Below are 25,707 nucleotides of genomic sequence, written 5' to 3' on the forward strand. Positions count from 1 at the left end.
AAAGCAATAAATGAAAGAACATTAAAGGTCACTGTTTCTAATATATAAGCTCTGCAAGATCGAATAATAAAGGCAAATAGTGGCTAGATATAAACAATCAAGAACAAAGGATAAATAACTTTGGAAACCAAGGAAAAGTTTTTAAGTTTTAATTTGGGAGTGAAAGATACAGCTGTCATTTCTTTACAACACATCACAGAAGTTTTGCAAGTATCATTACCTGAAATATGTGGTGTTCCACAGATGTCTAGTAGCATTTTGGGTATTTATAACTGGCGTGGTGAGATGCTTTGGTTAGTAGATTTAGAGGCAATGTTAGGTTATCCTCCAATTTCACAAGGAGCAAATTTAATTTCAATAATGATGGCGATTGTTCTGGAAAACAATGGGAAGTATTTAGGACTATTGGTGAAACAGCTTATAGATATTGAATGGCTGGATATTCAACAAATGAAACCCCCAAGTCCCGAACTATTCTATCCTAAAATATCACCTTTTTTACAGGGATACTTTATTAATGATTCCGAAGATATGATTTTTAATTTGGATGCGATCACGATCATCCATTCTCCCCTCTGGAAGATTCATAATTAAAAATTTGAAATAGATGATTGGGGATAAATTTTGGACAAATTCTAATTTTTAATAAGCAAATAATAGTCCATCCTTGCCTGCCTACTATCCACTTATTATCCATAACAAACTTTGAGGTAAATCAAATGACATTTTTGTATAGCAACAGCCATGAAAATGAGCATCTAATATCTGAAGTAGAAAATCTGAATGGGAACGCTAATATAGCAAATATTGCTAGTAATGAAATATCTTTATTAAATGCCATCGCTCAGGAATTTAAAACTTGGCGGCGACAGTTGCAAGACATCGCAATTCATCTGCGCCAAGCTCCAGACATTGATACACTACTCAAAATTACTGTAGCGCAAATTAGAGAAAAAGTTGGCTGCGATCGCGCCTTAATTTATCAGTTTACTTCCCTTGATTCAGGTAATGTTTTAGCAGAATCTCGAACATTAGGTTGGACACCTACTCTAGGCGAAAATATTCCGGGAATTATTTTTGGTTTATATACCAACCAAGACTATATCGAACCTGTAGTTATTGATGATATCAATCAGATTCAACTTACCCCTTATCAAAAGCAACTACTAGATAAATTTCAAATCAAAGCTAGTTTGAGTTTACCAATAGTAGTAGAAGGTAAAGTATGGGGATTGCTGGCAGTAAATAATTGCTATTCAACGCGGCAGTGGCAAGAAATAGAAATTAGTCTGCTATCTCAAGTTACAACAGAACTGCTCTACAAATTAAAAAGTTTTGAATTCAAAAAAGAAGAACAGCAGCGAATACTAGCAAAAAAATCAGTAGCTAAAGTCATCGACAAAATTTTGCGGGCATCAAGTGTCGATAAGATTTTTCAAACAACCACTCAAGAAGTACGTCAATTATTAAAATGCGATCGCGTCGCCGTTTATCGTTTTAAACCTGACTGGAGTGGCGAGTTTATCGCTGAGTCAGTGGGTAATGGCTGGGTAAAAATGGTCAGCCCTGATTTTTATATGGTCTGGGAAGATAGCCACTTGCAAGATACCCAAGGAGGACGTTATGCCAAAGGTGAAAGCTTTGTCGCCAAAGACATCTATAAAATGGGCCATGCTCAATGCCACATTGATATTTTAGAGCAGTATGAAATGAAGGCTTACATCATTGCACCCATATTTGCTGGAGAGAAATTATGGGGCTTGCTGGCAGCTTATCAAAATTCTGGGCCTCGTGATTGGCAACCTTGGGAAGAAAGCTTTGTAACCCAAATTGGACTGCAATTTGGTGTGGCTATCTCGCAAGGCGAATATCTCGAACAAATGCATAAAAAATCTGAACAACTAGCTCAAATAGTTGAACAAGAAAAAGCTTTTACTAAGATAGTAGGACGCATTCGGCAATCTTTAGATGTAGATACCATCTTCAAAACAACCACTCAAGAAGTACGTCAATCATTACGATGCGATCGCGTCGCCGTCTATCGCTTTAACCCTGAATGGGGTGGCGAATTTGTGGCTGAGTCTGTAGGTACTGGTTGGACAAAACTGGTAGGCCCTGATTTTAAAACCGTTTTAGACGATACTCACTTGCAAGATACTAAGGGAGGTCGGTATGCCAGAGGTGAAAACTTTGTCGTTAATGATATCTATCAGGTAGGTCATGCTAATTGCCATATTGAGATTTTAGAGCAGTTTGATGCCAAAGCTTACATAATTGTTCCTATATTCTTTGGTGATAAATTGTGGGGATTGCTGGCAGCTTATCAAAATTCTGGCCCCCGTGAATGGCAAACCTGGGAAGTGACCTTTTTGGTTCAGACTAGCTTGCAATTTAGCCTAGCTAAATCACAGATAGATTATTTTGAATTAGTGCGATTGAAATCTGAAAAACTAGCTCAGATAGCAGAACAAGAGAAAGCTGTCACCAAGATCAGTAACCGCATCCGCCAGTCTTTAGATGTAGAAGAAATCTTCAAAACAACTACTCAAGAAGTAAGACAATTACTAAGATGCGATCGCGTCGCCGTCTATCGATTCAACCCTAATTGGACTGGCGAATTTGTAGCAGAATCAGTAGGCCATAATTGGGTAAAACTGGTAGGCCCCGATATCAAAACCGTCTGGGAAGATACCCACTTGCAAGAAACTCAGGGTGGTCGGTATAGCCAAGATGAAAGCTTTGTTGTAAATGACATCTATCAGGTAGGTCATTTTCCTTGCCACATTGAAATTTTAGAGCAATTTGAAGTCAAAGCTTATGTAATTGTTCCTGTATTTGCTGGGGAGCAATTGTGGGGATTGCTGGCAGCTTATCAAAACTCTGGAACTCGTGATTGGGAAGAATCAGAAGTCACGTTGTTAGCACGCATTGGGAACCAGTTAGGACTGGCATTACAACATACCGAATATTTGCAGCAGGTACAAACACAGTCAGCAAAATTAGCAGAAGCAGCAGCACGAGAAAAGGCAGCCAAGGAGTTACTACAACAACGATCTATTCAACTCTTAACAGCCCTGAGACCCGCTCTTAACGGTGACTTAACAGTACGCGCACCCATTACAGAAGACGAACTAGGCACGATCGCTGATGCTTACAATAATACCCTGCAAGCGCTGCGGCAAATAGTTCTTCAGGTACAAGGGGCTGCTCAACAAGTTGCTCAAACTTCTACCAATAGCGAGGCTTCACTGGCGGGACTGACTAATCTGGCGCAACAACAATCTGAGGAAATTACCGCAGCATTAGGCGAAATTCAACACATGGTGGATTCTACTCAAGCTGTGGTGGCGAATGCCGAATTAGTGCAATTTGCAGTGCAACAAGCCAATGAAACTGTAGAGTCTGGCGATACAGCGATGAATCTGACTGTACAAGCAATCCAAGGAATTCGTGAAACCGTTGCTCAAACCAGCAAAAAGATTAAACGCCTCAGTGAATCTTCGCAAAAAATCTCCAAAGTGGTGAATTTGATTGGTAATTTTGCCACACAGACAAACGTACTGGCTCTGAATGCGGCTATTGAAGCTACCCGTGCCGGTGAATATGGCAAAGGCTTTGCAGTTGTAGCCGATGAAGTTCGTTCTTTATCTCGTCAGTCAGCAGCAGCAACCATCGAAATAGAAAAATTAGTCCAGGATATTCAAGCAGAAACCGGAGAAGTTGCAGTAGCAATGGAAATTGGTATTCAGCAGGTAGTAGAAGGCACAAATCTTGTCAGTGACACTCGCCAAAACTTGAATGCGATCGTTTCTGCAACTGCCGAAATTAGTCAGCTAATCGAGCGGATTACCGCAGCAACTCAAAAACAAATGACCCAATCTGTAACAGTCACAAAATCAATGCAAGATGTAGCAGAAATTGCTAATAAAACTTTTGCTGAATCTCAAGAAATTGCGGCTGTATTTGAAGATTTATCAGGGATGGCGCAAGAGCTATTAACAACTGCTAGCAAGTTTAAAGTCAAATAGATTTTAGATTATGAATGAGGAAGATTTTAAGGGGGGAATAAAGCAGCTAGCGTTGCGATTAATCCGCTTATTAGAAGCCCTTCGGCAGAGCAGATAATCCGTTCAGCAACATCTGTGGGAGCTAACTATCGGTCAGTTTGCCGTGGGAAGTCAACCGCAGATGTCATTGCTAAACTCACCTTGGTAGAGAAAGAAACCGATGAAAGTCTTTATTGGATGGAACTTATTGTTGAGGTTGGTTTATTACCGCTAGAAAAAGTGAGCGATTTGATGTCAGGAAATACTTAAATTCTGACATCAAATTGCATCAATATTTTACGTAACAAATTAAAAATCTAAAACTTAAAATCAAAAATATGATTACAGATAAAGAAATTCGTGAACAAGGATATATCTATTTTCTAGCTGAAGCCCCAGAATTAGTACAGATTATTGAACAAGAACTATTTAGCTTATCGGAAGGTTATAGCACTGCCAAAGTTCATAATTTAATGCGAGCTACTCATACACTTAAAGGTGGTGCTGCTAATGTTGGGCTAGAAGTTATTAAGATGATAGCCCATTTTTTGGAAGATGTATTTAAGGCTTTATATAACCCAACTGTAGTAATTGATGCCGAACTACAAACACTTTTATTACAAGCTTATGAGTGTCTTAGCATAGCATTAAATACTGAGCTAATAGGTAGCACTGTGAATGATGAAGAACTAATAAATCGAGCAACTTTAGTATTTTCACAGTTACAAGAAAAGCTAGGTGATGCGTTTGGTAATGAGGCTCATATTCCCACTTCTGAGGAATTGGGATTTGATATTGTCCAGTCAGTTTTTGAGGTGGGAGTAGAGCAACGTCTAAACAGTCTTGCTGAAGCTGTTAACAATCCACCAAATAATAACGAATTTATTGAATTATTACAGTCCCAAGCTGAGGTATTTTTCGGTTTAGCAGAATCTCTAAATTTGCCTGGATTGGGAGAAATTTCTCAAACAATTTTATCAGCGCTGCAAGCAAACCCCACTCAGGTACAGCAAATCGCTGAAATTGCCCTTGCCGATTTACAACAAGCACAAAAATTGGTGTTAGAAGGCGATCGCACATCTGGGGGAGAACCTTCTCTCGCTTTGCGAAAATTCACTATAGTGGCAAATAATGAGTTATCTGAAAAATTACAAAATAATTTATCTACTGACATTTTTGTTATTAATGAAGAGAAATTTTATCACTTTCTCACTACATCCGAAAACAATAAAAATGAATCTGTAAATCCAACAACTGCCAAGTTTTATCTAAAAGTAATTCGCTATATTTTTGGTTGGTTTAATCATGAAATAGAAATACCAAAAGCAGAACTTAATTTAGATTTACTGGTTCCCAGGTTAGAAAGAGAAAATCTACTTGATTATATTGAAAATTGGCTGAGAAAGTTTCTTGATTTTGTTCAAGATGAACAAGATAGCCAAAGTCTTTGTATTTATAGACATGGGATAATTTTAATTATCTTATTTGCTGTTGCAAAGTTTCAGAATTCTGTTAATAAATCTGACAGCTATATCTCAGTCATTAAAATATTACAAAACCGAATTCATAGATTAGCACAAGAATATAAAAACTATCCTCCTGTTACTACCGAAGAGAAAAATTGGCTTGATATTCCCAAACTGCAAACACTGTTAGTTTTTAAAGAAATATCTAAATCTGTATCTTCTCAAACTACCGATAATTTACTAGAGACAATATGGGGGGGAGAAGTTAGCCAAAACCCAACAGAGCCAGTGGTGACAACCCCAAATGATGATTATTCAGAAAATGAGCAAGGAGCTATAGGTATTACCGAAACAGCCATTGAAGTTATGCCTGATTTAGCTACACAGATCAATAAAGAAATAGAGGATAAATCACAGTATGTTCAAACTAAAAACTTTCGCCAACCTTCATTTATTCGAGTAGATACAGAAAGACTGCAACACCTCAATTATTTAGCTGGAGAATTACTGATTTACCAAAAAAGACGTAGTTTACAAGATGAACAAGTTAAAGAAATAATTGATCAATTAATACGGCAAATTACTAGACATCAAAAAACTTTAAATGAGTTACGCGATCTACCATTACAAATACCAAATATTTCCTCACAACAAACGCAAAGTTTTGCCGTGAAATTTGACTCTTTAGAAATGGATATATATACAGAATTTCATACAACATTGCATGAAGCAACAGAAGAGATACTGCAACTACAAGAAACCACAGAATCTCTTGAATTGCTCGTGACGCAAGCTGCTCAAATTAGTGACAAACAAGAGCATTTAACTCTTAATATTATAGAGAGCTTAGTAGAAGCACGAATGTTGCCTTTGGGCAATATCCTAAATCGTTTCCCCCAGATGGTAAATAAGTTGGCGAATGTTTATGCCAAACTTGTAGAATTGAAGCTTAGTGGTACTGAAGTACTAGTAGATAAAGCGATCGCAGAAAAACTCTACGATCCATTGTTACATTTAGTACGTAATGCTTTTGACCACGGGATTGAAGCTCCGCAACTTCGCCGAGAGCTTGGGAAACCAGAACAAGGGCTAATAGAAATCCGCGCCTATCATCAGGGTAGCCACACTATTATCGAAGTTCGAGATGATGGTCAGGGATTGAATTTAGACAGAATTCGCACAAAAGCTGCTGAATTCTATCCCATACAAACTGAAGAGAAAACTAGAAGCTATGCTTCTAATCTGGCCGAACCTGAACTTTTGGACATGATATTTTTACCTGGATTTTCTACCGCTGGGAAAGTGACTGAAATCTCTGGGCGCGGTATGGGTTTAGATATTGTACGGACTCAGATGAACGCACTTAATAGCTCAGTTTCAGCTCAATCCTTACCCAACCAAGGAACAATATTCATACTCAAAATCCCTTTTTCTATGACTACAGAAAAATTAATGCTAGTTCAAGCCAAAGGTGTTGTTTATGCACTTCTTTTGGACAGTATCGAAAAAATATTGATTCCCTCCGAGCAGCAGATTAAAGAAATTGAAGGTCAAAAAGTCTTTCATTGGAACACAGACAATGATGAGACTATGGTCAGCCTCCGTCAACTTTCAAAATTGATTCATTATAATGATTCATTCTTGAATACTGCTGCTCCATACAACACCTCAAATACTGACGACCCAAGCATAGCGAAAAATCCAGTTCTTTTGCTCCGACGAAATCAGGGAATGTTTGCTTTGGAAGTTGACCAAATAATTGGTGAACAAGAACTGGTAATCAGACCTTTAGGAAATGCGATCGCACCGCCAAAATATGTTTATGGTTGTAGTAGTTTACCCAATGGTAATCTCATCTTAGTGATTGATGCTTTATTGCTGGTCAAGTCTAGCGAGATCCAACAAACAACACTTGATATCATGGCATTACCAGTAGCTTCTCCCTCCAATAAAAAAGCTTTGGCGATATCGGGAGATACTTTTGCATCTACACCATTACTTACTGCATCTACTTCCATAAAAACGATAGAAACTCAACCCCATTATTCTCAAGAGCCAGATTATAAATCACCAAAAGTTGTTTTAGTAGTAGATGACGCAATTAGTCTGCGCCAAACTATCTCTCTGACTCTACAAAAATCGGGCTATCAAGTAATCCAAGCTCAAAATGGTGTAGAAGCTCTAGAAAAGTTGCAGTTACATCCAGAAATTCAAGTTGTCGTCTCCGATTTAGAGATGCCACGAATGAATGGTTTTGAGTTATTGGGCAATTTCCGTCAATACCCCAAATTAGCAAAAATCCCTGTGGTGATTCTCACTTCTCGCAGCTCTGAAAAGCATCGCCAACTTGCTCAAGAATTGGGTGCAAAAGCTTACTTGACTAAGCCTTATTTAGAAAATGAGTTTCTTTCGACAATTAAGGGGTTAATTAACAGTAATACAGATGATTTAAATGATTTGCTCATGGTGGTAAATCATTAAAAATTCGTAATTCGTAATTACGGATTACCAGGTAAATTATTTGGATCTACACCTAGAGAACGTAAATACTGCGCTAATTGTTCAGCCCTTCGCCGTTCTTGTTCAGCCCGCGTTCGCTCCTGTTCTGCCTGTTCTGCATCTGTCAAATAGCGGTTTCCTTGCTCATCATACCAACATAAAAACTCCTGTTGTATGCCGGCAATTACAGCATGGTGTCGCCCAATACCTAAACCCACTTCTGGCATAAAATAAGGCTCACCTATTTGTAGGTGGTAGCTTCCATCTATCAATTTATACACTTCAAAGGGTTGATGTTGGTCGCGTCGCCAAAATTCAGGATTATAAATTACGTAGTACAATACACCGAGTTTTCTGTATATATCTAGCTTCTCGTCATATTCACCTCCGGGGGTATGGGATACCATTTCTAATGTGAATATTGGAACTACCCCATTTTCTTCCCAAACCGCGTAACTTTTGCGTGATTTACCACCCTTTTTCCGTTCTACTCCCACACTTAAAAAAGCATCCGGCACTACAGGTACTCTAGGATTTACTCCTGTGGTGTGATAAACTCCCATATCTACTCCAAAGTACCAATCTAGGCGATTTGCCCAAATAGAGTTGAGTAAGAAGAGTAAAATGTTGGGCAAAAAGTTTTGGTCTTCGTTATCCACTGGTGTATCGTCTGAACAAGGAAGTTCATCAGTAGTTGGTAACGCATTTTTGAGATCAGGTGAGAGCATAACCGTTGTCTCGCTGGCGTTTGATGCCCTTATTATAGATGAGCGACCAAAAGTTTAGCGTTTGGGTGCAGGTTCGCCAAACTTAATTAAAAGTGCGATCGCCATACTAACCAGCAAAATTAACGTCATACTTAAAGCTGAACCAAATCCCCAATTTTGGGTGGCTCCTAGAAACTGGTTATAAACTAACCGTGCTGCCGTCATACTAGAAGCACCACCAAGTAATTCTGGATCGACAAAATCCCCCAAGCCTGTGATGAATACAAGCATAGAAGCAGCCGTAATTCCAGGCAGAATTTGCGGTACAGTGATTTGGAAAAAAGTTTCCATCGGATTTGCACCTAAATCAGCCGCCGCTTCTAGCAACCGCTTGTCTAGCTTTTCGAGAGAAGCATATAAAATCAAAACCATATAGGGTAACAAGCTGTAACTCATACCAATAAATACAGCTTGACTCTGATTAAGTAATTGCAAAGTAGGCAAGCCGAAAGTGCTGAGTAAACTGTTCAACAAACCAGTAGGGCGAAGAATTGTAATCCAAGCATAAGAGCGAAGTAACGAGGAAGTCCACAAAGGTAAGACAAAGCCTAATAGCAGCAAATTCCGCCAACGCTGCGGCGCTATCTGAGCAATCCAATAGGCGACAGGGAAGCCCAATATTAAACAAATTATTGTAGTGCCCAACGCAAAAAATAGCGATCGCACAATTACTTGTAAGTAAAGGGGATCAAATATTCGGATGTAGTTCTGGATTCCGTTGGGATTAACCAAATCTCCCGGTCGAATGTCTGCAACTAAACTTAACTCGAAAATTATCAAAGCTGGCAGCACCAACAAAAGTAATAACCAAATCCCTGATGGTGCAAGTAATATCAAAGGTTGCAGCCAATTTCCTCCGAGACGAGGCAATTCTTCTATTTGGGAAATCCCATTTTTTTCAATATTCATTACTTATAAATCTAACTCCTAACTATTTTAACTGCTAGTTAATTGAGTCCAATAGCGCTCGTAAACCTCTTCAAATTCTCCTACAGGAGTAACACGTTCACAGTTTGCTAAAAGTGATTCTGCGGGAAATAAATTAGCATTGTCTTGGATTGTTTTTGGCAATTGCTCAAATCCAGCCCTATTAGGCGTAGAAATACTCAAGCGTTGACTGATTTGGGCTGCTAATTCTGGTTGCAAAATCATGTTGATCCAAGCATAAGCTCCAGCTAAATTAGGGGCTGTTTTCGGAATAACAATAGTGTCTGTCCATAGTGAAGAACCACTGCGAGGAATCACATATTTGAGTTTAGGGTTTTCTTGAGCAATTTTTACTGCGTCTGCTGAATAGCACATTGCTAGGAGTAAATCTCCTGCCAGAATTTGGTTTTGCCAAGCGTCAGTGTCAAAACGTGCGATCGCAGGTTTTAGCACTTTCAACTTTTTATAAGCTTGTTTGATTTCTTGTTCGTTTTTGGAGTTGTAAGAATAACCTAGCATCCTTAAGGTTGCACCCATAACTTCTCGAACATCATTAAGCAAGGTCATCCGTTGATAAAGTTTTTCTTGGTTCTGCCAAAGGTAATCCCAGTCTTGTGGTGCATCTTTGATTTTTTCGGAATTGTAAAGCAAACCTGTTGTTCCCCAGTTAAAAGGGATGCTATATCGGTTATTACGGTCATAGCTAGGATTCTGAAATCGGGGAAATAAATTCTCTAAACCGATTAAGCGATCGTGATTTATCTCTGTTAACAAACCTTTGTTTACCATCTTCTGCACCATGTAATCAGATGGGTTGATGATGCTGTAAATGCCACCACCTCCAGCTTGCAACTTGGCCAGCATGACATCATTGGAATCATACACATCAGCCAGCACTTTCATACCAGTTTGAGTGCTAAAAGTTCTCAGTAATTGGTTGTCAGTATATTGTGTCCAGGTGAATACATAAAGTTGGTCACGTTGACCATTCGTATTAGAATTAGCACGTACTTCAGCCAGTCTCCAGCCACAACCAGCTAAAGATAAGCTAGAAAGTGCTGCCACCCCTTTTAAAAATCGCCGTCTATTAGCCATTAAGTTAGAAGTTATTCATCGACAACTTCTAGATTACGGTATACTTCGTATTTCCTGGTGTAATTTTCTGGCATAAATGTATCATTCTTCACTTTCGGGCTTGGTTAATTTATAATGGTTTTCTTCACTCAATGAGATCCCTGCATGGAAAAAATTATTTATCATACGGGTATCAGTAGGACAAAAACCCAGAATTTTTTGCAGATGGAATTATGTATATTTTGAATCTATAGCTTAAAATAGAAGGTTTATCATCATATTTCTTATAGCTTCAATCAATCGGCTGTTATGCTCTTACCAAGAAAGCCAAACAAGTTTGTAGAGAATTGCGGCACAAAGTATTTAAATATGTTGTTAAACATTTGTAAACTGTTAGCAGCCGAGTAGCCGCGTGTCACATCTTGTTAAGGAATTATCATGAGACAACTTGTTATCGTTGAGCGCGTATGCCTGATTGGTCATATCGTGTCAAAAGCCTTTGGACTGGTAGGGATGCTACTGGTCATACCTAATGCCGACATAATTTTCAACTTATCGCAGGTTGGAGAAACTGCCGTACAGTTAAGTATGGCTGGTGGCGGTGTAGTTGATATCATCTTAGGGACAATAGCTGTCTCTATTTATGCCTACCGGACGCTGGGATTGGGAACTTGGCTAGCATTTATGCTGCCGGCTATGTTTATCTCTTTGGGAAGTGAACTACTGGGAACCAGCACAGGTTTTCCATTTGGTGATTATAGCTACTTAAGTGGCTTGGGTTATAAGATTGGGGGGCTAGTTCCTTTCACAATTCCTTTATCTTGGTTTTATGTTGGGCTGTCGTCTTATTTAATTGCGAGAATTGGTTTGAAAGTGGCTCAAAAACCCAGTTGGGGTCGCCATATTGCGGCTATAGCTGTTGGTGCTTTACTCTTCACTTGCTGGGATTTTGCCCTTGAGCCAGCTATGAGTCAAACTTCTTTGCCTTTTTGGTATTGGGAACAACCAGGAGCTTTCTTTGGCACACCTTACCAGAACTATGCAGGTTGGTTTGGCACTAGCGCCCTGTTTATGAGTGTGGCAGGCTTGTTGTGGAGAAACACATCGATTAAATTAGAGCGATCGCAACTTAATCTACCTTTAGTCGTTTATTTGACTAACTTTGCCTTCGCCGCCGGACTAAGTTTGGCTGCTGGGTTCTCCATCCCTGTATTGCTCGGTCTATTCCTTGGTGTGGTTCCCGCCGTGGCGCTGTGGTTAAGGAGTTCAACCACACCCACTCAAGTTGTTGTTGAACCAGTAAGCAAAGAAGTATCAGTACCAAAGGTTGAAGTTGCCTTAAAATAGCCTAGAAATTGTGGAGTGGGGAATGGAGAATGGGGAATAGAGTAACAGAGATTAGCAATTCCCAATTCCCAATTCCCATTTCCCATTTATTTTGTATAGTCGCACTTTTAATTGATAAGTATTTTGACAACAGTAGACAACGCTTTAATAGTAGAAAGTGCCATCTCCTTTTTATTGCTACTTATTCAAGTACCAGCAACGGCGATTCTGTTTTCGCGCTTGCTAAAGGGGCCAAGAAGGCTGCCACCAATAAAACCGCAACAGCCAACGCCAGAGCTTTTAGGTAAGGTTAGTGTCGTAGTTCCCACACTGAACGAAGCGCTTCGCATTAGCCCTCTGTTAGCTGGTTTAAGTCAGCAAAGCTACGAAGTTCGGGAAATTCTTGTTGTAGATAGCAACTCTAGTGATGGTACACCTGACTTAGTAAAAGCCACACAGCAAAAAGATCCGCGCTTTCGCGTGATGACAGATGATCCCTTACCTTTTGGTTGGGTGGGGCGGCCTTGGGCGTTGCATAACGGTTTTCTATATAGCTCTGAGGGTAGTCAATGGTTTTTGGGGCTGGATGCTGATATTCAACCACATCCTGGTTTGGTTGCGGGTTTAGTGAAGACGGCCGAAGCACAAGGCTATGACTTAGTTTCCCTTTCGCCCCAGTTTATCCTCAAATATCCAGGAGAATGCTGGCTACAACCAGCTTTGTTGATGACTTTACTTTACCGATTTGACCCTGCTGGCATTAATGCAGAGCAGCCTGAACGGGTGATGGCAAATGGGCAGTGTTTTTTGTGTCGTCGCTCTGTTTTAGCTGCTGTGGGTGGCTACAGCAGCGCAAGTAGTTCTTTTTGTGATGATGTCACCTTGGCACGAAATATTGCAACTCTTGGGTATAAAGTGGGCTTTTTAGATGGCGCAAAGGTATTGAAAGTACGAATGTATGAGGGGGCGATGGAGACGTGGAAGGAATGGGGGCGAAGTCTCGATCTTAAAGATGCAACTTCTCGTTCTCAGTTGTGGGGAGATTTATGGCTACTCACATCTGTTCAAGGTCTACCCCTTTTAATTGTCCTCAGTTTTTTATTGATTTCTCCCTCACTCTCGTACTTGCTACAGACGCGATTAATCGCTTCTGTACCCATTCCCTTACTTTTTCTACTGGGACTGAATTTATTCTTGGTGATGATTCGCTTTGCGATGCTAATTGCGATCGCACCTTCCTACGATCGCAAAAGTGCTAAAGGTGGCTGGTTATTCTGGCTTTCCCCTTTAGCTGATCCCCTAGCTGTGCTGCGAATCTTCTTATCTGCGTTCCACAAGCCACGCGAGTGGCGAGGACGCAAGTATATATAGTGGGGAATGGGGAGTGGGGAATGGGGAGTGGGGAATGGGGAATTGGCATTGATTATTAAATATTCTCCTCTGCTCCCCCTGCTCCCTACTCCTCTTCACCTCCTACTTGATCCCCGCGTTCCAGTTCCCAAAGAATTTGATTTCCTTCACGGCGTACCCGTGACACTATCCAGTTTCGCCAGCGCCATTGATCTCCACGACTGGTAACAGCGCTGGCGTGGACATCCATCAAGTCTGCTAACTCAGAACTGGTGATTAAGTAGCCTTTTTCTGAAATTTCGTCAGCGATACGCAGAGTTTCGACCAAGCTGCGGAGTTGCGAAACCCTCATTTCTACCGGTTTTTCATCGATATTGGCCGCAGTAGGCCCAGTTGATGGTTCCATAACGGTTATTTCTAGTGCAGAAGTACTGATTTCTTGGTGACTTTGGTTAATTATTCGAGACTTTTTTTCATAATCAGCTACTTTTGCTACATTTAGTTCATTTGTGGAAGGTAAAGATTTATAAAAATTTGTAGAAGTAAATTGTTGTAGCGAAGGGATTTTGCCACTCGCATAAGTGCGAGCGATCACATCACAACGTTCGTTACCTATGTTACCAGAATGTCCCCTGACGTGTTGCCATTTTACCTGTTGGGTATTGAGTTCATCAAGAATTTCCAAAAGCTCTTGGTTTTGGACGGGTTTACCGTCTGACTTTTTCCAGCCTTTCTTTTTCCAGCCTTTCACCCACTTGGTAACGCAGTTAATCAGGTATTCGCTATCGGTGTGGAGGGTGATTGGTTGGGCTTGTTGAGATGTTTGCAGAAATTGGAGGGCTGCGATCGCAGCTTGCATTTCCATTTTATTATTGGTGGTATGAGGCGATCCATCGCCCATTTCGTGGATTGAGCCATCGCTAAAGTAGACGACAACTCCCCAACCACCAGGGCCAGGGTTCCCGGTGCAAGCGCCATCGGTGTATATACTTTGGATTGTGGGTTGAGTGGACATGGTTTAGAATATCGAACCGCAAAGGACGCAAAGCAAGAGTGATTAGCGGCGAATTTTTGTAAAGAATATCCAGGTTATTATACTGGTTAGCATTGCAGTAAGAATGGTTCACAAAAAGGCTGTTGTGACAAAAAATGATTTTTTGCTGTTGGGTGGGTATTGAGCAGATGGTTTTACTCTGTGTAAATTACTAGAATTTGTCTTCCCATCATGGTTAATGCCACTCCAATCATCACAATGAGTGTCAACTTTCCACCAGGAACGAGTGGTTGATTTGTGCTATCTGAGTTTTCTTGTTCTTGACGTTGCTTCCAACTCATTAACGCCGGAATTATTCCACCCAGAACTGAGATACTGAACGTTCCAGTGTAATCTAGAGCAGTAAAAAAGATGCTGGGATTGAGCGTTCCGAGAGTCATCGGCGGGAAAAGAACCAGTGAATAGAGGGGGAGACGGCTAGAAAGCTTTCTCTGTGCAATAAGAAAAATATCTCCGAACAAATCCAGCAATCCGTATACAAATCCAATGAATGATGTGGCGATCGCAAACTCTGAAAAAATAGATACTAGAACTCCTAACCATTCTCCTGCACCGCCTGCTCGGAGAATTTGCAGTGGGTCAAAAACAGTACCATCAGATGCGTCATATTGCATATCAGGACTGACGCTTCCTAAAATTACGGCATTCCACGCCAAGAACATAATTAGAGGAATCACAGAACCAATTAAGATAGACTGACGAATTTTGCCGGCATCCCCTTCGAGTTGCGTCACAACTAACGGCACAACGTTTTGGAAAAATAGCGCCACAGACATCACTGAAATAGCACTACCAAGGGCACTCCAGTTTTGAAATAAGAGTTGGGCACTCTGAATATGCCTTCCTGCGAAAAACAACAATCCTAAAAAAGACAAGATGACAATTCCGACAAAGGCACTGTTTAATTTCTCAATAAACTTTTCTCGCCCAAGATACATAATGCCACCAAATAACAGTGTGAAAGTCGTTGTGCCCATCCACGTTGGCAATATTTGCACACTCCAGATTTTTGCCGCCGCATATCCTAAAATCTCTCCACCTTGGGTGATGTATGCCACTAAGAGAGCATAATGCATAAATAAATATGCACCACCAGCCATTTGCGCTCCCAGCTTACCAAGGATTTTCTCAACAACTCCCAAAAAACCTATGCTTACACGCCCTTCTGTTCGCATCGTGTTTAAGGTAACTTCTGCAACCAATAACCCTGAAACTAAAGCGTAGAGCCAAACAGCAATCAGTCCAGATGTGGATGGTACAATACCAGACGGTAGAGTAACGGCTGGTAGAGCGAGAATTCCAGCCCCAACAGTGGTTCCCGCAATCAATGCAGTACTTCCTAATACACTACCCGGTTGATGATTAAGCTTTTTTCCATCAAATTCAAGATGAGAAAACAACCGAGTGACTTGCTCTGAATTGAGAACAGTCTCTATGGGAAGCATACTGAATACCTGTACATAAACCCGATCAACAATACTAGCATCTGGAAATATTCTTCGCAAAAACCCTGATTTTTCTGCTTTTTCAGAGAAAATTTAGCGAAAAAGAAGCGATAGCCATTTCATCGTTAACAAAATTTTTTGAGCAGGAGTGTAATTTGTAGTACTTGAAAAAAGTAGGATAAAAGGCTATTCCATAATCAATTTGATTCTCAAAATAAAACTACCTCTAGCTTTCGCTTGAGCTATCGCAATTTAAGGGCAAAATTACTGTAAATTTAGTACCGACTCCAATTTGACTTGTAACACTAATTTGACCATTGTGAGCATCAACGCACCTTTTAACGATTACTAACCCTAACCCAGTACCCTTAATTGATTGGACATTTGAGCCTCGGTAAAATGATTCAAAAAGTCTAGCCTGATCTGCTTCTGGAATGCCCATACCTTGATCTTGAATATAAAAAATTGCTACCTTCTTAATTGGATCGCATATTAAATTAAACTCAATCTTGCCACCTTTGGGAGAATATTTAATCGCATTTGAGAGAAGATTCCCGAACATATAATTTAACAGTCCTTCATCCATTACAGCATCAGTGCGATCGCTATGACAGGTAAAAACAACTTCACACACGCTACTTTCAACAATAGAAAAATCTTTGATTAACTCTAGACAGAATTGCTCTAAGTTAAGTGGAGCAGGGTTATATACAAGTTTTTGTGCCTCCGCTCTACCCACAAACAGCACTTCTTCCATGAGTTTTTCCATAGACTGCACAGCACCTTGAATTCGCTTTAAATAAATTCCTCTTTTTACATCTGTCAAATTTGCTCCTTTCATCTCTATAAGCTCTACTGCCGTTTGAATAACAGTCAGAGGATTACGGAACTCATGAGATACTGTAGAGATAAATAAGGACTTGAGACGGTTAAGTTCTTGCTCCTTTTCTAATGCTTTCTCTAGGACTTTTGTTTGGCGGTGATCGCTAAGATCCCAGAAAACAACTACTACACCATTTATTTTATCTGACCCTCCCTTAAGTGGCGAAGCACTATCACCAATTGGAACTCTTTTTCCATCTCTTCTAATCAGAGATGTGAATTCATCTAAATAAACAACCTGCTGCTCTCGCAGGACTTTTGTCACTGGGTTTTCTAATATAGTACCTGTGACTTCATCGACAATATGAAAAATATTTGTCGCTTCTTTTCCTAAAGCATCTTTTTGCTGCCAGCCAGTCAGTGCCTCAGATGCGGGATTCATAAATGTCACCTTTCCCTGCTCATTTGTAGCGATTACAGCATCGCTTATTGAGTTTAAAAGGGTTGCTAACTGATCTCGATTCTGCCGTAGTTCACGCTCTAACTGGTGTTTTAAAAGACCGATTTCAATTGCTATCTTTAAATCTTTTGTAGTAAATGGTTTAACAATGTATCCAAAAGGTTGGGTAATTTTGGCTCTTTCTAAAGTATTATGATCACCATAAGCAGTTAAAAATATTACAGGAACGTCTAACTGCTCACGAATATGGCTGGCAGTAGCAATACCGTCCATTTCACCTTTAAGAATAATATCCATTAATACTAACTCTGGTTGAGTTTCCAATGCCTTAGCAATGGCAACTTTTCCAGATGAAGCTGTTCCCGTAACAACGTAACCTAGTTGACTGAGTTGGCTAGCAATAGCTCTAGCCACAATCACTTCATCTTCAACAACTAAAATCCTAGCTTGACCCATTTGATATTTACTGATGCAAAGTTAACTGCTTAAATTTGATTTTGAATCCTGTTCCATGATTACGTTCTAGGGTGATGTTGCCTTCTAGTTGTTCTGTAACCAAGTCATATACTAATGACAGACCCAAAGAATCAGTATTTGTCCAATCTAAATTATCTGGTAAACCAATTCCATTATCTTGGATAGTCATTTCGATACTATTATTGATATTGCGTAGAGCAATACTGATTGTACCTACTTGTTGATTCGGAAAAGCGTGCTTGAGAGCATTGGAGATTAATTCGTTAATAACTAATCCGCAGGCAATAGCTTGATCGACATTTAAATTCACTGAATCTATATCAGTTTCTAGAGTAATTCTATCAGGCAATATTTGATAGGAAATTAGCAGGCTTGCTGCTAAATTATTTATATAATCAGCAACATCAATTTGCCCAATATTAGCCGAAGTATACAAATTTTTATGAATTAAAGATATTGACTCAATTCGGTTTTGACTTTCTCGAAGAACTTTGATGGCTTCAGGATCTTTGAGCGTTTGAGACTGAAGTTGTAGTAAACTGGAGACAATTTGCAAATTATTTTTAACTCGATGATGAACTTCCTTTAAGAGAACTTCTTTTTCAGCTAAGGCATTTTTTAATTTGACTTGAGCTTTTTGTCTTTGAACAAGTTCAGTCTGAGCTTGCTCAAAGATGCTGGATTGTTGAATTGCGATCGCTAATTGGACTGTCACTTGATCGAGCAAATCTAATTGATTTTTTTTCCACTCACGAAAACCAGAGCATTGGTGAGCAACCAGTAAACCCCAAAGGTGAGAGCCAGGGTTTTGAGAACTTACTTCTAGTAAAATGGGTACAACTAAATTTGCTTTGACTTCAAATTGTTCTAATAAGCGAATATGACAGTCAGTTAGTCCAGCTTCATAAATATTAGCGATCGCTCGTTTGTTTACTTGGTAATATTCCGCTCCTTTGCCTGTTTGAAAACACGTATCATAAATCTCTACCCCCAAAGAAACTCTCCATCCAGGTTCTACTGACTCCGCCATGATTGTGCCGATCATTTCTGAGTCAAACTGATAAACTACTACTCGATCAGCCCCAAGTAAATCTCGTACTTCTTGAACTGTTGCATTCAAAATATCTTGGAGATTCAAAGATTGACGAATTCGTTGAGCAACAGTTCGCATCAATTGCTCCCGTTCGGCTTGACCTTTTAGAGCTAGTTCAGTTCGCTTGCGCTCCGTGATATCTTGACCAATAGTGATAATTTGACCATTTGAAAGTTTAACGTTTGTCCAAGATGTATCTAGTAAATCACCATCTCGAACCTGAGTTCTGAAGTCAGCCCAATTGTGTTGTGCCGACTGCATAAAATTAATTACATCTTGTCGATACTCAGCATTAGGATATAATGCTTCCAAAACATCATCAGCTTGGAAGTCTTTAAATTTCCAGCCTAAAACACTTTCCCATTCTTGGTTTACCCACTGAAGTTTGCCATTGGTATCAATAAGTGCAATCATCAATGGTATGCTCTTAAAAATTATCCGCAAAAATTCATTTTGCTCTTGAAGTTTTCTTTCTATTCGTTTGTGTTCTGTAATGTCTCGGATATTAACTAACCGAGCATTATAATTGGCATAGTTTATTGTATGCGTGACAACTTCAACATCCAGAATCTGTCCGTCTTTTCGCCGATGTAGCCATTGTCCATAAAAGTGCAAGTTAGTCTGCTTTTTCCCTAAATCTTCTCTGAAGATAGGTACATTTTCTGGAGGAAAAATGTCAGTTATTCGCATTTGCAAAAATTCTTCTCGTGAGTAGCCGTAGTGAATAACAGCAGCTTCATTGACATCCAGAAATTGCAGATTATTCTGGTTATATATCCACATAGGGTTAGGATTTTTAGAGAAAAGAAGTACTTCTAGCCGTTGGCTTTCATTTTCAGGAAATAGCATTAGTGGTTGTGTGAAAAAGTTTTGTAAAATACCAGATTTAATTGGCTTTAATCTCAAAATAAAATTAACATAACTTACGTATTAAAAATCTGAAATCCAGGTATCTCTTGAGCCACGCCACTTGCTCTACTTGCGAAGACCTAGACGCTCACGGGTTCCTAATGCTTTTAGCATTTCCCTTTGGGAGAAGACCACAGTAGTTGCTTTTTTTGATACAAGCAAGATGAGTTTCAACACATCCTCTAAATATTAATTAAATGTTTCTAAAATTTGCAGATTAAATCATGTTTTTCCTAATGTTAGTAATGTGATATTAAATTAGCAAAACTCATGTTCACATTAAAAAATAATTTGATTAAAAATTTCTAAACCAAAAAACTAACTATTTATTCTGGGGTGTGTAACATGAACGCCTGTAATGGATGACGCTCATGTTACACACTCCACAAAATTGGATAATGTACTTACTTATTGAAAATCCCTTAACCAAAGTTTTGACTCCACAACATTGTTAAAATATTTATGTTTTCTGGGAATAATTTATTCCATCTGAATAGACACTTGAGGTTGCTTAAAGGTGATATGAAAATGTACTTAGAAAAGTGATGAAAAACTACAGGCTATAGGGGCAATTTATGAATTACCCCTATGTAAATAAAACGTAGTCTTACCTAGAATTAGTATGAGTTTCAAAAAAGCTCATATTCCCCATCGTATTTTTATCAAATTATGGACACTTTTTGCAACATAATTGATAGATGAGTTTAGTAACGGAATTTATACTAATTCTTTATAAAACTGCACAAAATCAGTCAGTTTTAGAAAGACTTGGGCTTAAGACTCTTGTTATATCTAACTTAGATGTTTTTAAGCTAATTTGCGGTAGCCTACGGTAAGCTTATGTACATCTAAGTTTTATCTTGGGTGTCCCAATGTAGTGATATATAAAGCAGCTTCATCAGAGGGAATACCCAAAACTTCATTTACTTGGTCATCAAAGAATCCACCGATACCGCTAACGCCTATATTTAGGTGCATTGCGGCTAAATTCAGGCGCTGTCCCAAATGACCGGCATCCAGATGTAAATAACGGTAAACGCGATCGCCATATTGAGCGATCGCAGCTTTCAGATCGGCTGTATGAAATAATACTGCTGCTGCATCTCGCCCTAATTCTTGCCCCAAACAGAGAAAATGTAACTCTCGCCGGAAATTTTTAAACCGAATTTGGCGTAATTCTTGGGCTTTGGGCGCGTAATAGTAACAACCTGCCTCCAGTCCTTTAACTCCGCAAACAGCAATAAATGTTTCTATTAAATTCAAATCAAAGTAGTCTGGAGAAATATCTAAACTTTGGTCGATGTAATTTTGCGGTTGGTAAGTGAAATCGAGTAGACTTTTTAATTGATCAAAAGTTAAATCATCACCATTGTAAGCGCGGGTAGAGCGTCGCTTATACATTGTATTTTCCAATTCTGACAGCTTTTTTCCCCAGTCTATAGGTGTAGTGGTGGTGGGGATTTTCAAACAGAAAGGAAAGTTATATTTATCTTCCAAAGATTTTTCTTGTTTGATAACTGGTAGATTGAGATTGCCAGTTATACCTGATTGAATCTGGGTGTGTCGATGGAAATATGTCAGCAATTCACCATCGGGGATTTGGGGATAATTGGTTTCGGTGGCGGAAGGTAAAGCAGTACATCCCAATGGCAAATTTTGATTGACATCTAATAAGTCTGCCAGAGGTAAGACAGCGATCGCACCTTCTTGTTGCGGATCGATATAAAGCAGATCGTTTACCGATTCATCCACAAAGCCGCCGATTAAATGAGGGCGAAAGTCAGTAATCGCGCCAGCCAATTCGATATTACCCAATAGATGTCCCGTATCTAGAAAAATCCGGCGATAAGCCCGATCTTCATAGCGCCAGGCAGAACGATAAAATACCGCAGTGACAATAATTGCTAGTTGGGTGTTTTCTAAAGAAGGATGCCAGAAACAAGCTCCTTGGAGAGTTTGCCAAACATCACTTTCCCAATAGTGCATCAGTGAATGAGTCCGACACTGGTAGTTATACAGACCAGGTGGCAATAACGACGTACCACGGGAAACCACATAGACTTCAGCCGGGTATAATCCGCCGGCACTGGGAGCAGCGCGTAAATATACCGCACTACCCATAGAAGGCATTTTCGCTGTCAATCCATAGCTGCGAAACAGCAACCGTGAAAGTCTTTGCCACCATTGAGCATCTGGGTTATTGGCAAATCCCTCTGATTTTTCTTGGATATAGGGTTTGAGATCAATAGTAGAGCCAATTTTGTATTCTTTGAAAGGCACTGGCTGTTTAGTCCAGTCTAACTGCTGACTTTTGGAGGCAAGAGTCTCAGGGTTGTATTTAGTCCGTTCGTGGTAATGCTGGGCAATTGATTGGTGTAATTCTGGCATAGTACTTTTAATATCCTTGGGGCATTCTTTTTTTGATCTTGGCATTCATTAGCCTCATTGTTTCGTGTCAATTCGTACAATCCTCATAGTCACAAAGTGGTAATTGGTAACAACTGCATTGGGAATGGGGTATTGGGCATATCAAAAATAATATAGAGACGTAGCACTGCTACGTCTCTACAAGGGTTCTGGATAACGCATATTTAATTTCTGGATATGTCTAATATTTTTCATAACCGCCGAATCGCAATTTCTAACCCTTCACATACACCACTAAGAAAATCTAAATCTAAAGTAGCGATCGCATCACTAGGTTTGTGATAATGGGGATTTCGCAAAAATGCCGTATCTGTCACCATCATTGCCGGATAACCCAAATCCCAGAAAGGTGCATGATCGCTAAGTCTGGTTTGGGGAACTATTAAACCTCGATTCGGCACAGGTAGCCATTGACTAGCTACACCAGCTTTGCGAATATTATGGCTCATACCAATTAAGTCAGGCAATGTCCGCAAATTGCCAATTAAAGCAATAAAATCACCTGTATCAGGATAGAAGCGTTCCAGAGGAGGGGGATAACTTTGAGAACCAGGTGTAGAATCCTTATAACCCAGCATTTCTAGGGAGATCATTAAGCGTAGCTGTTGCTTTTGTTGGTGCAACAGAGCTGCATAATCAGCGCTACCTAGTAAGCCGTATTCTTCCATATCGAAAGCAACCAGCTTTAATGGATATCTTATAGCTTGGGCAGCAAACTTTCTCGCCAATTCCAGCAAAACTGCCACCCCTGTGGCATTATCATCAGCCGCAGGTGTTCCCGGAACGCCATCATAATGAGCGCCAATTAAAATCGGTGGCAAATCCTTTTTTTGCCCTCTGGCTTGGGAAGGTAAATTTAATATCAAGTTCTTACAAGCTTTACCCCTGACTTCAAAGGTGTGGATTTCCACACTCCCCCATTGGGAAAATTCCTGGTGGATGTATTCTTGGACGAAAAAATGTCCAGCTGTTGCCATGTAAGGATCGCGTTCTCGCGCGATCGCACTCAGGGAAGTTTGTAATCGCTTTGTTAAATTCAAATGTTTAAAATAGCGGTAATATTAAGGTTTTCAGGCACTCAAAGAAGCAGAAATTTCTTATTTAAGGTGCATTTAGCAACTTACAGATTCAGTGCATAGAAGTAACCGGATAACAAGAATTGAAGCTGCTTGGACACAGCAATCATCGTCAATGCTATCCTAGTCTTGCAACTATCTCCTCTAGCTGCACTTCTTAGCTCACTGCCTTAATGATGACTATTATACCATTGAGGTGTTTTCATCCCATAGCACAAAGCTAGAGGTAGTTCCGCCCAATCATAATAAATACATAAGACACTTTAGGAGAAGAGTAACGCATGGGCAAGGTAGTCGGCATCGACTTGGGTACAACCAACTCAGTAGTCGCCGTTATGGAGGGTGGCAAGCCGGTGGTGATTGCCAATGCAGAAGGAATGCGAACAACCCCCTCCGTAGTTGGCTTTAGCAAAGAAGGTGAAAGGGTAGTTGGGCAAATGGCACGCCGCCAAACCGTCCTCAATCCCCAAAATACTTTTTTTGCAGTGAAACGCTTCATTGGGCGCAAATATGCCGAACTTAGTCCAGATTCTAAGCGTGTACCCTACACCATCCGCAAAGATGAAGTAGGTAATATTAAAATTGCTTGTCCCCGTCTCAATAAAGATTTCGCCCCAGAAGAAATTTCGGCAATGGTGCTGAAGAAATTGGCAGACGATGCTAGTCGCTATTTGGGTGAACCAGTCACCGGGGCAGTGATTACAGTCCCCGCTTATTTTAACGATTCTCAACGCCAAGCAACCCGCGATGCTGGCAGAATTGCCGGTTTAGAGGTGTTGCGGATTCTCAATGAACCAACTGCTGCATCTTTGGCTTATGGATTAGATCGGGGTGACACGGAAACTATCTTAGTCTTTGACTTGGGTGGCGGTACTTTTGACGTGTCGATTTTAGAAGTGGGCGATGGGATATTTGAAGTCAAAGCTACCAGTGGAGATACGCAACTTGGTGGTAATGACTTTGACAAGATAATCGTAGATTGGTTAGCAGAGCAATTTCTGGAAACTGAAGAAATAGACTTAAGACGCGATCGCCAAGCTTTGCAACGTCTGATGGAAGCTGCGGAAAAAGCCAAAATTGAGCTTTCTGCTGTCAGCGTTACTGATATTAATTTACCTTTCATCACCGCCACAGAAGATGGCCCCAAACATCTAGAAACTCGTTTAACTCGTTCCCAATTTGAAGGTTTGTGTGGTGATTTGGTAGGGCGATTGCGGACACCAGTGAAACGCGCCCTCAAAGATGCCGGACTTTCACCTAGAGACATTGAAGAAGTTGTCTTAGTTGGCGGTTCTACACGGATGCCAATGGTGAAGCAGCTAGTGCGAGACTTGATTGGTACAGAACCTAACGAAAATGTCAATCCTGATGAAGTAGTGGGAGTGGGTGCAGCAATTCAAGCCGGAATTCTTGCAGGCGAACTCAAAGATGTGCTGCTTTTGGATGTCACACCCCTTTCTTTGGGATTGGAAACCATCGGCGGCGTGATGAAAAAACTTATTCCCCGCAACACCACCATCCCAGTCCGCCGTTCTGACATTTTTTCTACGTCTGAAAATAACCAAAATACCGTGGAAATTCATGTAGTTCAGGGCGAACGAGAAATGGCAGCAAACAATAAGTCTTTAGGACGTTTCAAGCTGTATGGTATCCCCCCAGCGCCACGAGGAATTCCTCAAGTTCAGGTGTCATTTGATATCGATGCCAACGGTATTTTACAGGTAACAGCCTTAGATAGAACCACTGGGCGAGAGCAAAGTATCACCGTTCAAGGCGCTTCCACCTTGAACGAGTCAGAAGTGAATCGGATGATTCAAGATGCACAGAAATACGCCGATGTCGATCGCGAACGTAAAGAAAGGGTAGAAAAGCGGACTCGTTCTGAGGCATTAATTTTCCAAGCAGAACGGCAACTTAGAGAAGTTGCACTTGAATTTGGTATGCAGTTTGCCCGCAGCCGTCGCCAAAGAATTGATAATATTTGCCGAGACTTAAAAGAGAGTCTGAAGGAAAATAGCGATCGCGGTATCGATCAAGCCTACGCCGATTTGCAAGATGCTCTCTATGAGCTAAATCGGGAAGTCCGCCAGACTTATGCTGAAGATGAAGATGACGATTTATTAGGTACTATCCGTGACATCTTTACTGGCGGTGATAAGGATAAAGAACGCGAATTTCCGAGAGATACATATCGGGAACGCGATTCATTCGGTAAGGACTATGGCAGAGATTACGGTAAAGACTATGGCAGAGATTACGGTAAAGACTATGGCCGAGACAGTCGTTCTTCCTCTTATGAAAGCCGTCCTCCACGCAAATCTCGTCCCAGCTACCAAGATAACTGGGATGATGAAGATGACAATGATTGGTTGTAAGTCGAAGGCAGAAGGCAGGAGGCAGAAGGCAGAAGCTGCTCAAAAAGCTGATTTAACTGGTTGGCATTTACGTTTAATTATGTCTACCTAGTTAGTACTTCTGATAAGAGTGAA

The 25,707-nt window shown here is 40.3% G+C and carries 16 protein-coding genes; 7 read left to right on the forward strand and 9 right to left on the reverse strand.

From position 1 onward, the window contains the following. Nucleotides 1-120: 120 nt before the first annotated feature. From V7K69_RS19680 to V7K69_RS19695, 4 genes are all read left to right on the forward strand, one after another. Nucleotides 121-594: a chemotaxis protein CheW gene (locus V7K69_RS19680; protein WP_335037294.1), complete on the forward strand. Its 474-nt coding sequence runs from the start codon at nucleotides 121-123 to the stop codon at nucleotides 592-594. 125 nt (nucleotides 595-719) lie between these two features. After that, nucleotides 720-4,028: a GAF domain-containing protein gene (locus V7K69_RS19685; RefSeq protein WP_335037296.1), complete on the forward strand. Its 3,309-nt coding sequence runs from the start codon at nucleotides 720-722 to the stop codon at nucleotides 4,026-4,028. A gap of 114 nt (nucleotides 4,029-4,142) precedes the next feature. Continuing rightward, nucleotides 4,143-4,316, forward strand: a complete 174-nt coding sequence (locus tag V7K69_RS19690; protein ID WP_335037298.1) for a four helix bundle protein — start codon at nucleotides 4,143-4,145, stop codon at nucleotides 4,314-4,316. 68 nt (nucleotides 4,317-4,384) lie between these two features. Continuing rightward, complete coding sequence (locus tag V7K69_RS19695; protein ID WP_335037300.1) at nucleotides 4,385-7,993, forward strand: hybrid sensor histidine kinase/response regulator; 3,609 nt, start codon at nucleotides 4,385-4,387, stop codon at nucleotides 7,991-7,993. 17 nt (nucleotides 7,994-8,010) lie between these two features. On the opposite strand, the gene V7K69_RS19700 is transcribed toward V7K69_RS19695, so the two are convergent. From V7K69_RS19700 to V7K69_RS19710, 3 genes are read right to left on the reverse strand one after another with little or no spacing between them, the layout of a single operon-like run. Further along, nucleotides 8,011-8,739: a Uma2 family endonuclease gene (locus V7K69_RS19700; RefSeq protein WP_335037302.1), complete on the reverse strand. Its 729-nt coding sequence runs from the start codon at nucleotides 8,737-8,739 to the stop codon at nucleotides 8,011-8,013. A 54-nt stretch (nucleotides 8,740-8,793) separates the two neighbouring features. Then, entirely contained in the window at nucleotides 8,794-9,687 is an 894-nt protein-coding gene (locus V7K69_RS19705; RefSeq protein WP_335037304.1) for an ABC transporter permease, read from the reverse strand. Between the two features lie 27 nt (nucleotides 9,688-9,714). Beyond that, a complete protein-coding gene (locus tag V7K69_RS19710; protein ID WP_335037305.1) occupies nucleotides 9,715-10,800 on the reverse strand; it encodes an ABC transporter substrate-binding protein in 1,086 nt (361 codons plus the stop codon). Between the two features lie 417 nt (nucleotides 10,801-11,217). Here V7K69_RS19710 and cruF point away from each other — a divergent pair, with 417 nt between their 5' ends. Together cruF and cruG are read left to right on the forward strand one after the other, a co-directional pair. Next, nucleotides 11,218-12,126 (forward strand): gamma-carotene 1'-hydroxylase CruF, encoded by a 909-nt coding sequence (gene cruF / locus V7K69_RS19715; RefSeq protein WP_335037307.1) that lies wholly within the window; start codon nucleotides 11,218-11,220, stop codon nucleotides 12,124-12,126. 123 nt (nucleotides 12,127-12,249) lie between these two features. Further along, the gene (cruG, locus tag V7K69_RS19720; RefSeq protein WP_442936167.1) at nucleotides 12,250-13,476 is read left to right on the forward strand and encodes a 2'-O-glycosyltransferase CruG; all 1,227 of its coding nucleotides are present in this window, start codon (nucleotides 12,250-12,252) and stop codon (nucleotides 13,474-13,476) included. 85 nt (nucleotides 13,477-13,561) lie between these two features. On the opposite strand, the gene rnhA is transcribed toward cruG, so the two are convergent. The 6 genes from rnhA to V7K69_RS19750 all read right to left on the reverse strand — a co-directional run bounded on the left by rnhA (nucleotide 13,562) and on the right by V7K69_RS19750 (nucleotide 23,182). Then, complete coding sequence (gene rnhA, locus V7K69_RS19725; RefSeq protein WP_335037309.1) at nucleotides 13,562-14,470, reverse strand: ribonuclease HI; 909 nt, start codon at nucleotides 14,468-14,470, stop codon at nucleotides 13,562-13,564. Nucleotides 14,471-14,643: 173 nt separating this feature from the next. Further along, entirely contained in the window at nucleotides 14,644-15,954 is a 1,311-nt protein-coding gene (locus V7K69_RS19730) for an amino acid permease (protein ID WP_335037378.1), read from the reverse strand. 226 nt (nucleotides 15,955-16,180) lie between these two features. Then, nucleotides 16,181-17,692 (reverse strand): hybrid sensor histidine kinase/response regulator, encoded by a 1,512-nt coding sequence (locus V7K69_RS19735; RefSeq protein WP_335037311.1) that lies wholly within the window; start codon nucleotides 17,690-17,692, stop codon nucleotides 16,181-16,183. Nucleotides 17,693-17,699: 7 nt separating this feature from the next. Next, the gene (locus V7K69_RS19740) at nucleotides 17,700-19,655 is read right to left on the reverse strand and encodes a PAS domain-containing sensor histidine kinase (protein ID WP_335037313.1); all 1,956 of its coding nucleotides are present in this window, start codon (nucleotides 19,653-19,655) and stop codon (nucleotides 17,700-17,702) included. A 915-nt stretch (nucleotides 19,656-20,570) separates the two neighbouring features. Next, nucleotides 20,571-22,103, reverse strand: coding sequence for a SagB/ThcOx family dehydrogenase (locus V7K69_RS19745; RefSeq protein WP_335037380.1), 1,533 nt, complete (start codon nucleotides 22,101-22,103; stop codon nucleotides 20,571-20,573). 230 nt (nucleotides 22,104-22,333) lie between these two features. Next, nucleotides 22,334-23,182, reverse strand: coding sequence for a M28 family peptidase (locus V7K69_RS19750; RefSeq protein WP_335037315.1), 849 nt, complete (start codon nucleotides 23,180-23,182; stop codon nucleotides 22,334-22,336). A gap of 317 nt (nucleotides 23,183-23,499) precedes the next feature. Here V7K69_RS19750 and dnaK point away from each other — a divergent pair, with 317 nt between their 5' ends. Then, entirely contained in the window at nucleotides 23,500-25,593 is a 2,094-nt protein-coding gene (gene dnaK / locus V7K69_RS19755) for a molecular chaperone DnaK (protein ID WP_335037317.1), read from the forward strand. Nucleotides 25,594-25,707: the final 114 nt, after the last annotated feature.

This window comes from Nostoc sp. (assembly GCF_036917775.1).
Classification (GTDB): Bacteria; Cyanobacteriota; Cyanobacteriia; order Cyanobacteriales; family Nostocaceae; genus Nostoc.

Coding starts and splice junctions, on each gene's coding strand:
- V7K69_RS19685 (WP_335037296.1), top strand. CDS start 720: ATGACATTTTTGTATAGCAACAGCCATGAAAATGAGCATCTAATATCT.
- V7K69_RS19695 (WP_335037300.1), top strand. CDS start 4,385: ATGATTACAGATAAAGAAATTCGTGAACAAGGATATATCTATTTTCTA.
- V7K69_RS19700 (WP_335037302.1), bottom strand. CDS start 8,739: ATGCTCTCACCTGATCTCAAAAATGCGTTACCAACTACTGATGAACTT.
- V7K69_RS19705 (WP_335037304.1), bottom strand. CDS start 9,687: ATGAATATTGAAAAAAATGGGATTTCCCAAATAGAAGAATTGCCTCGT.
- V7K69_RS19710 (WP_335037305.1), bottom strand. CDS start 10,800: ATGGCTAATAGACGGCGATTTTTAAAAGGGGTGGCAGCACTTTCTAGC.
- cruF (WP_335037307.1), top strand. CDS start 11,218: ATGAGACAACTTGTTATCGTTGAGCGCGTATGCCTGATTGGTCATATC.
- rnhA (WP_335037309.1), bottom strand. CDS start 14,470: ATGTCCACTCAACCCACAATCCAAAGTATATACACCGATGGCGCTTGC.
- V7K69_RS19730 (WP_335037378.1), bottom strand. CDS start 15,954: ATGCTTCCCATAGAGACTGTTCTCAATTCAGAGCAAGTCACTCGGTTG.
- V7K69_RS19735 (WP_335037311.1), bottom strand. CDS start 17,692: ATGGGTCAAGCTAGGATTTTAGTTGTTGAAGATGAAGTGATTGTGGCT.
- V7K69_RS19740 (WP_335037313.1), bottom strand. CDS start 19,655: ATGCTATTTCCTGAAAATGAAAGCCAACGGCTAGAAGTACTTCTTTTC.
- V7K69_RS19745 (WP_335037380.1), bottom strand. CDS start 22,103: ATGCCAGAATTACACCAATCAATTGCCCAGCATTACCACGAACGGACT.
- dnaK (WP_335037317.1), top strand. CDS start 23,500: ATGGGCAAGGTAGTCGGCATCGACTTGGGTACAACCAACTCAGTAGTC.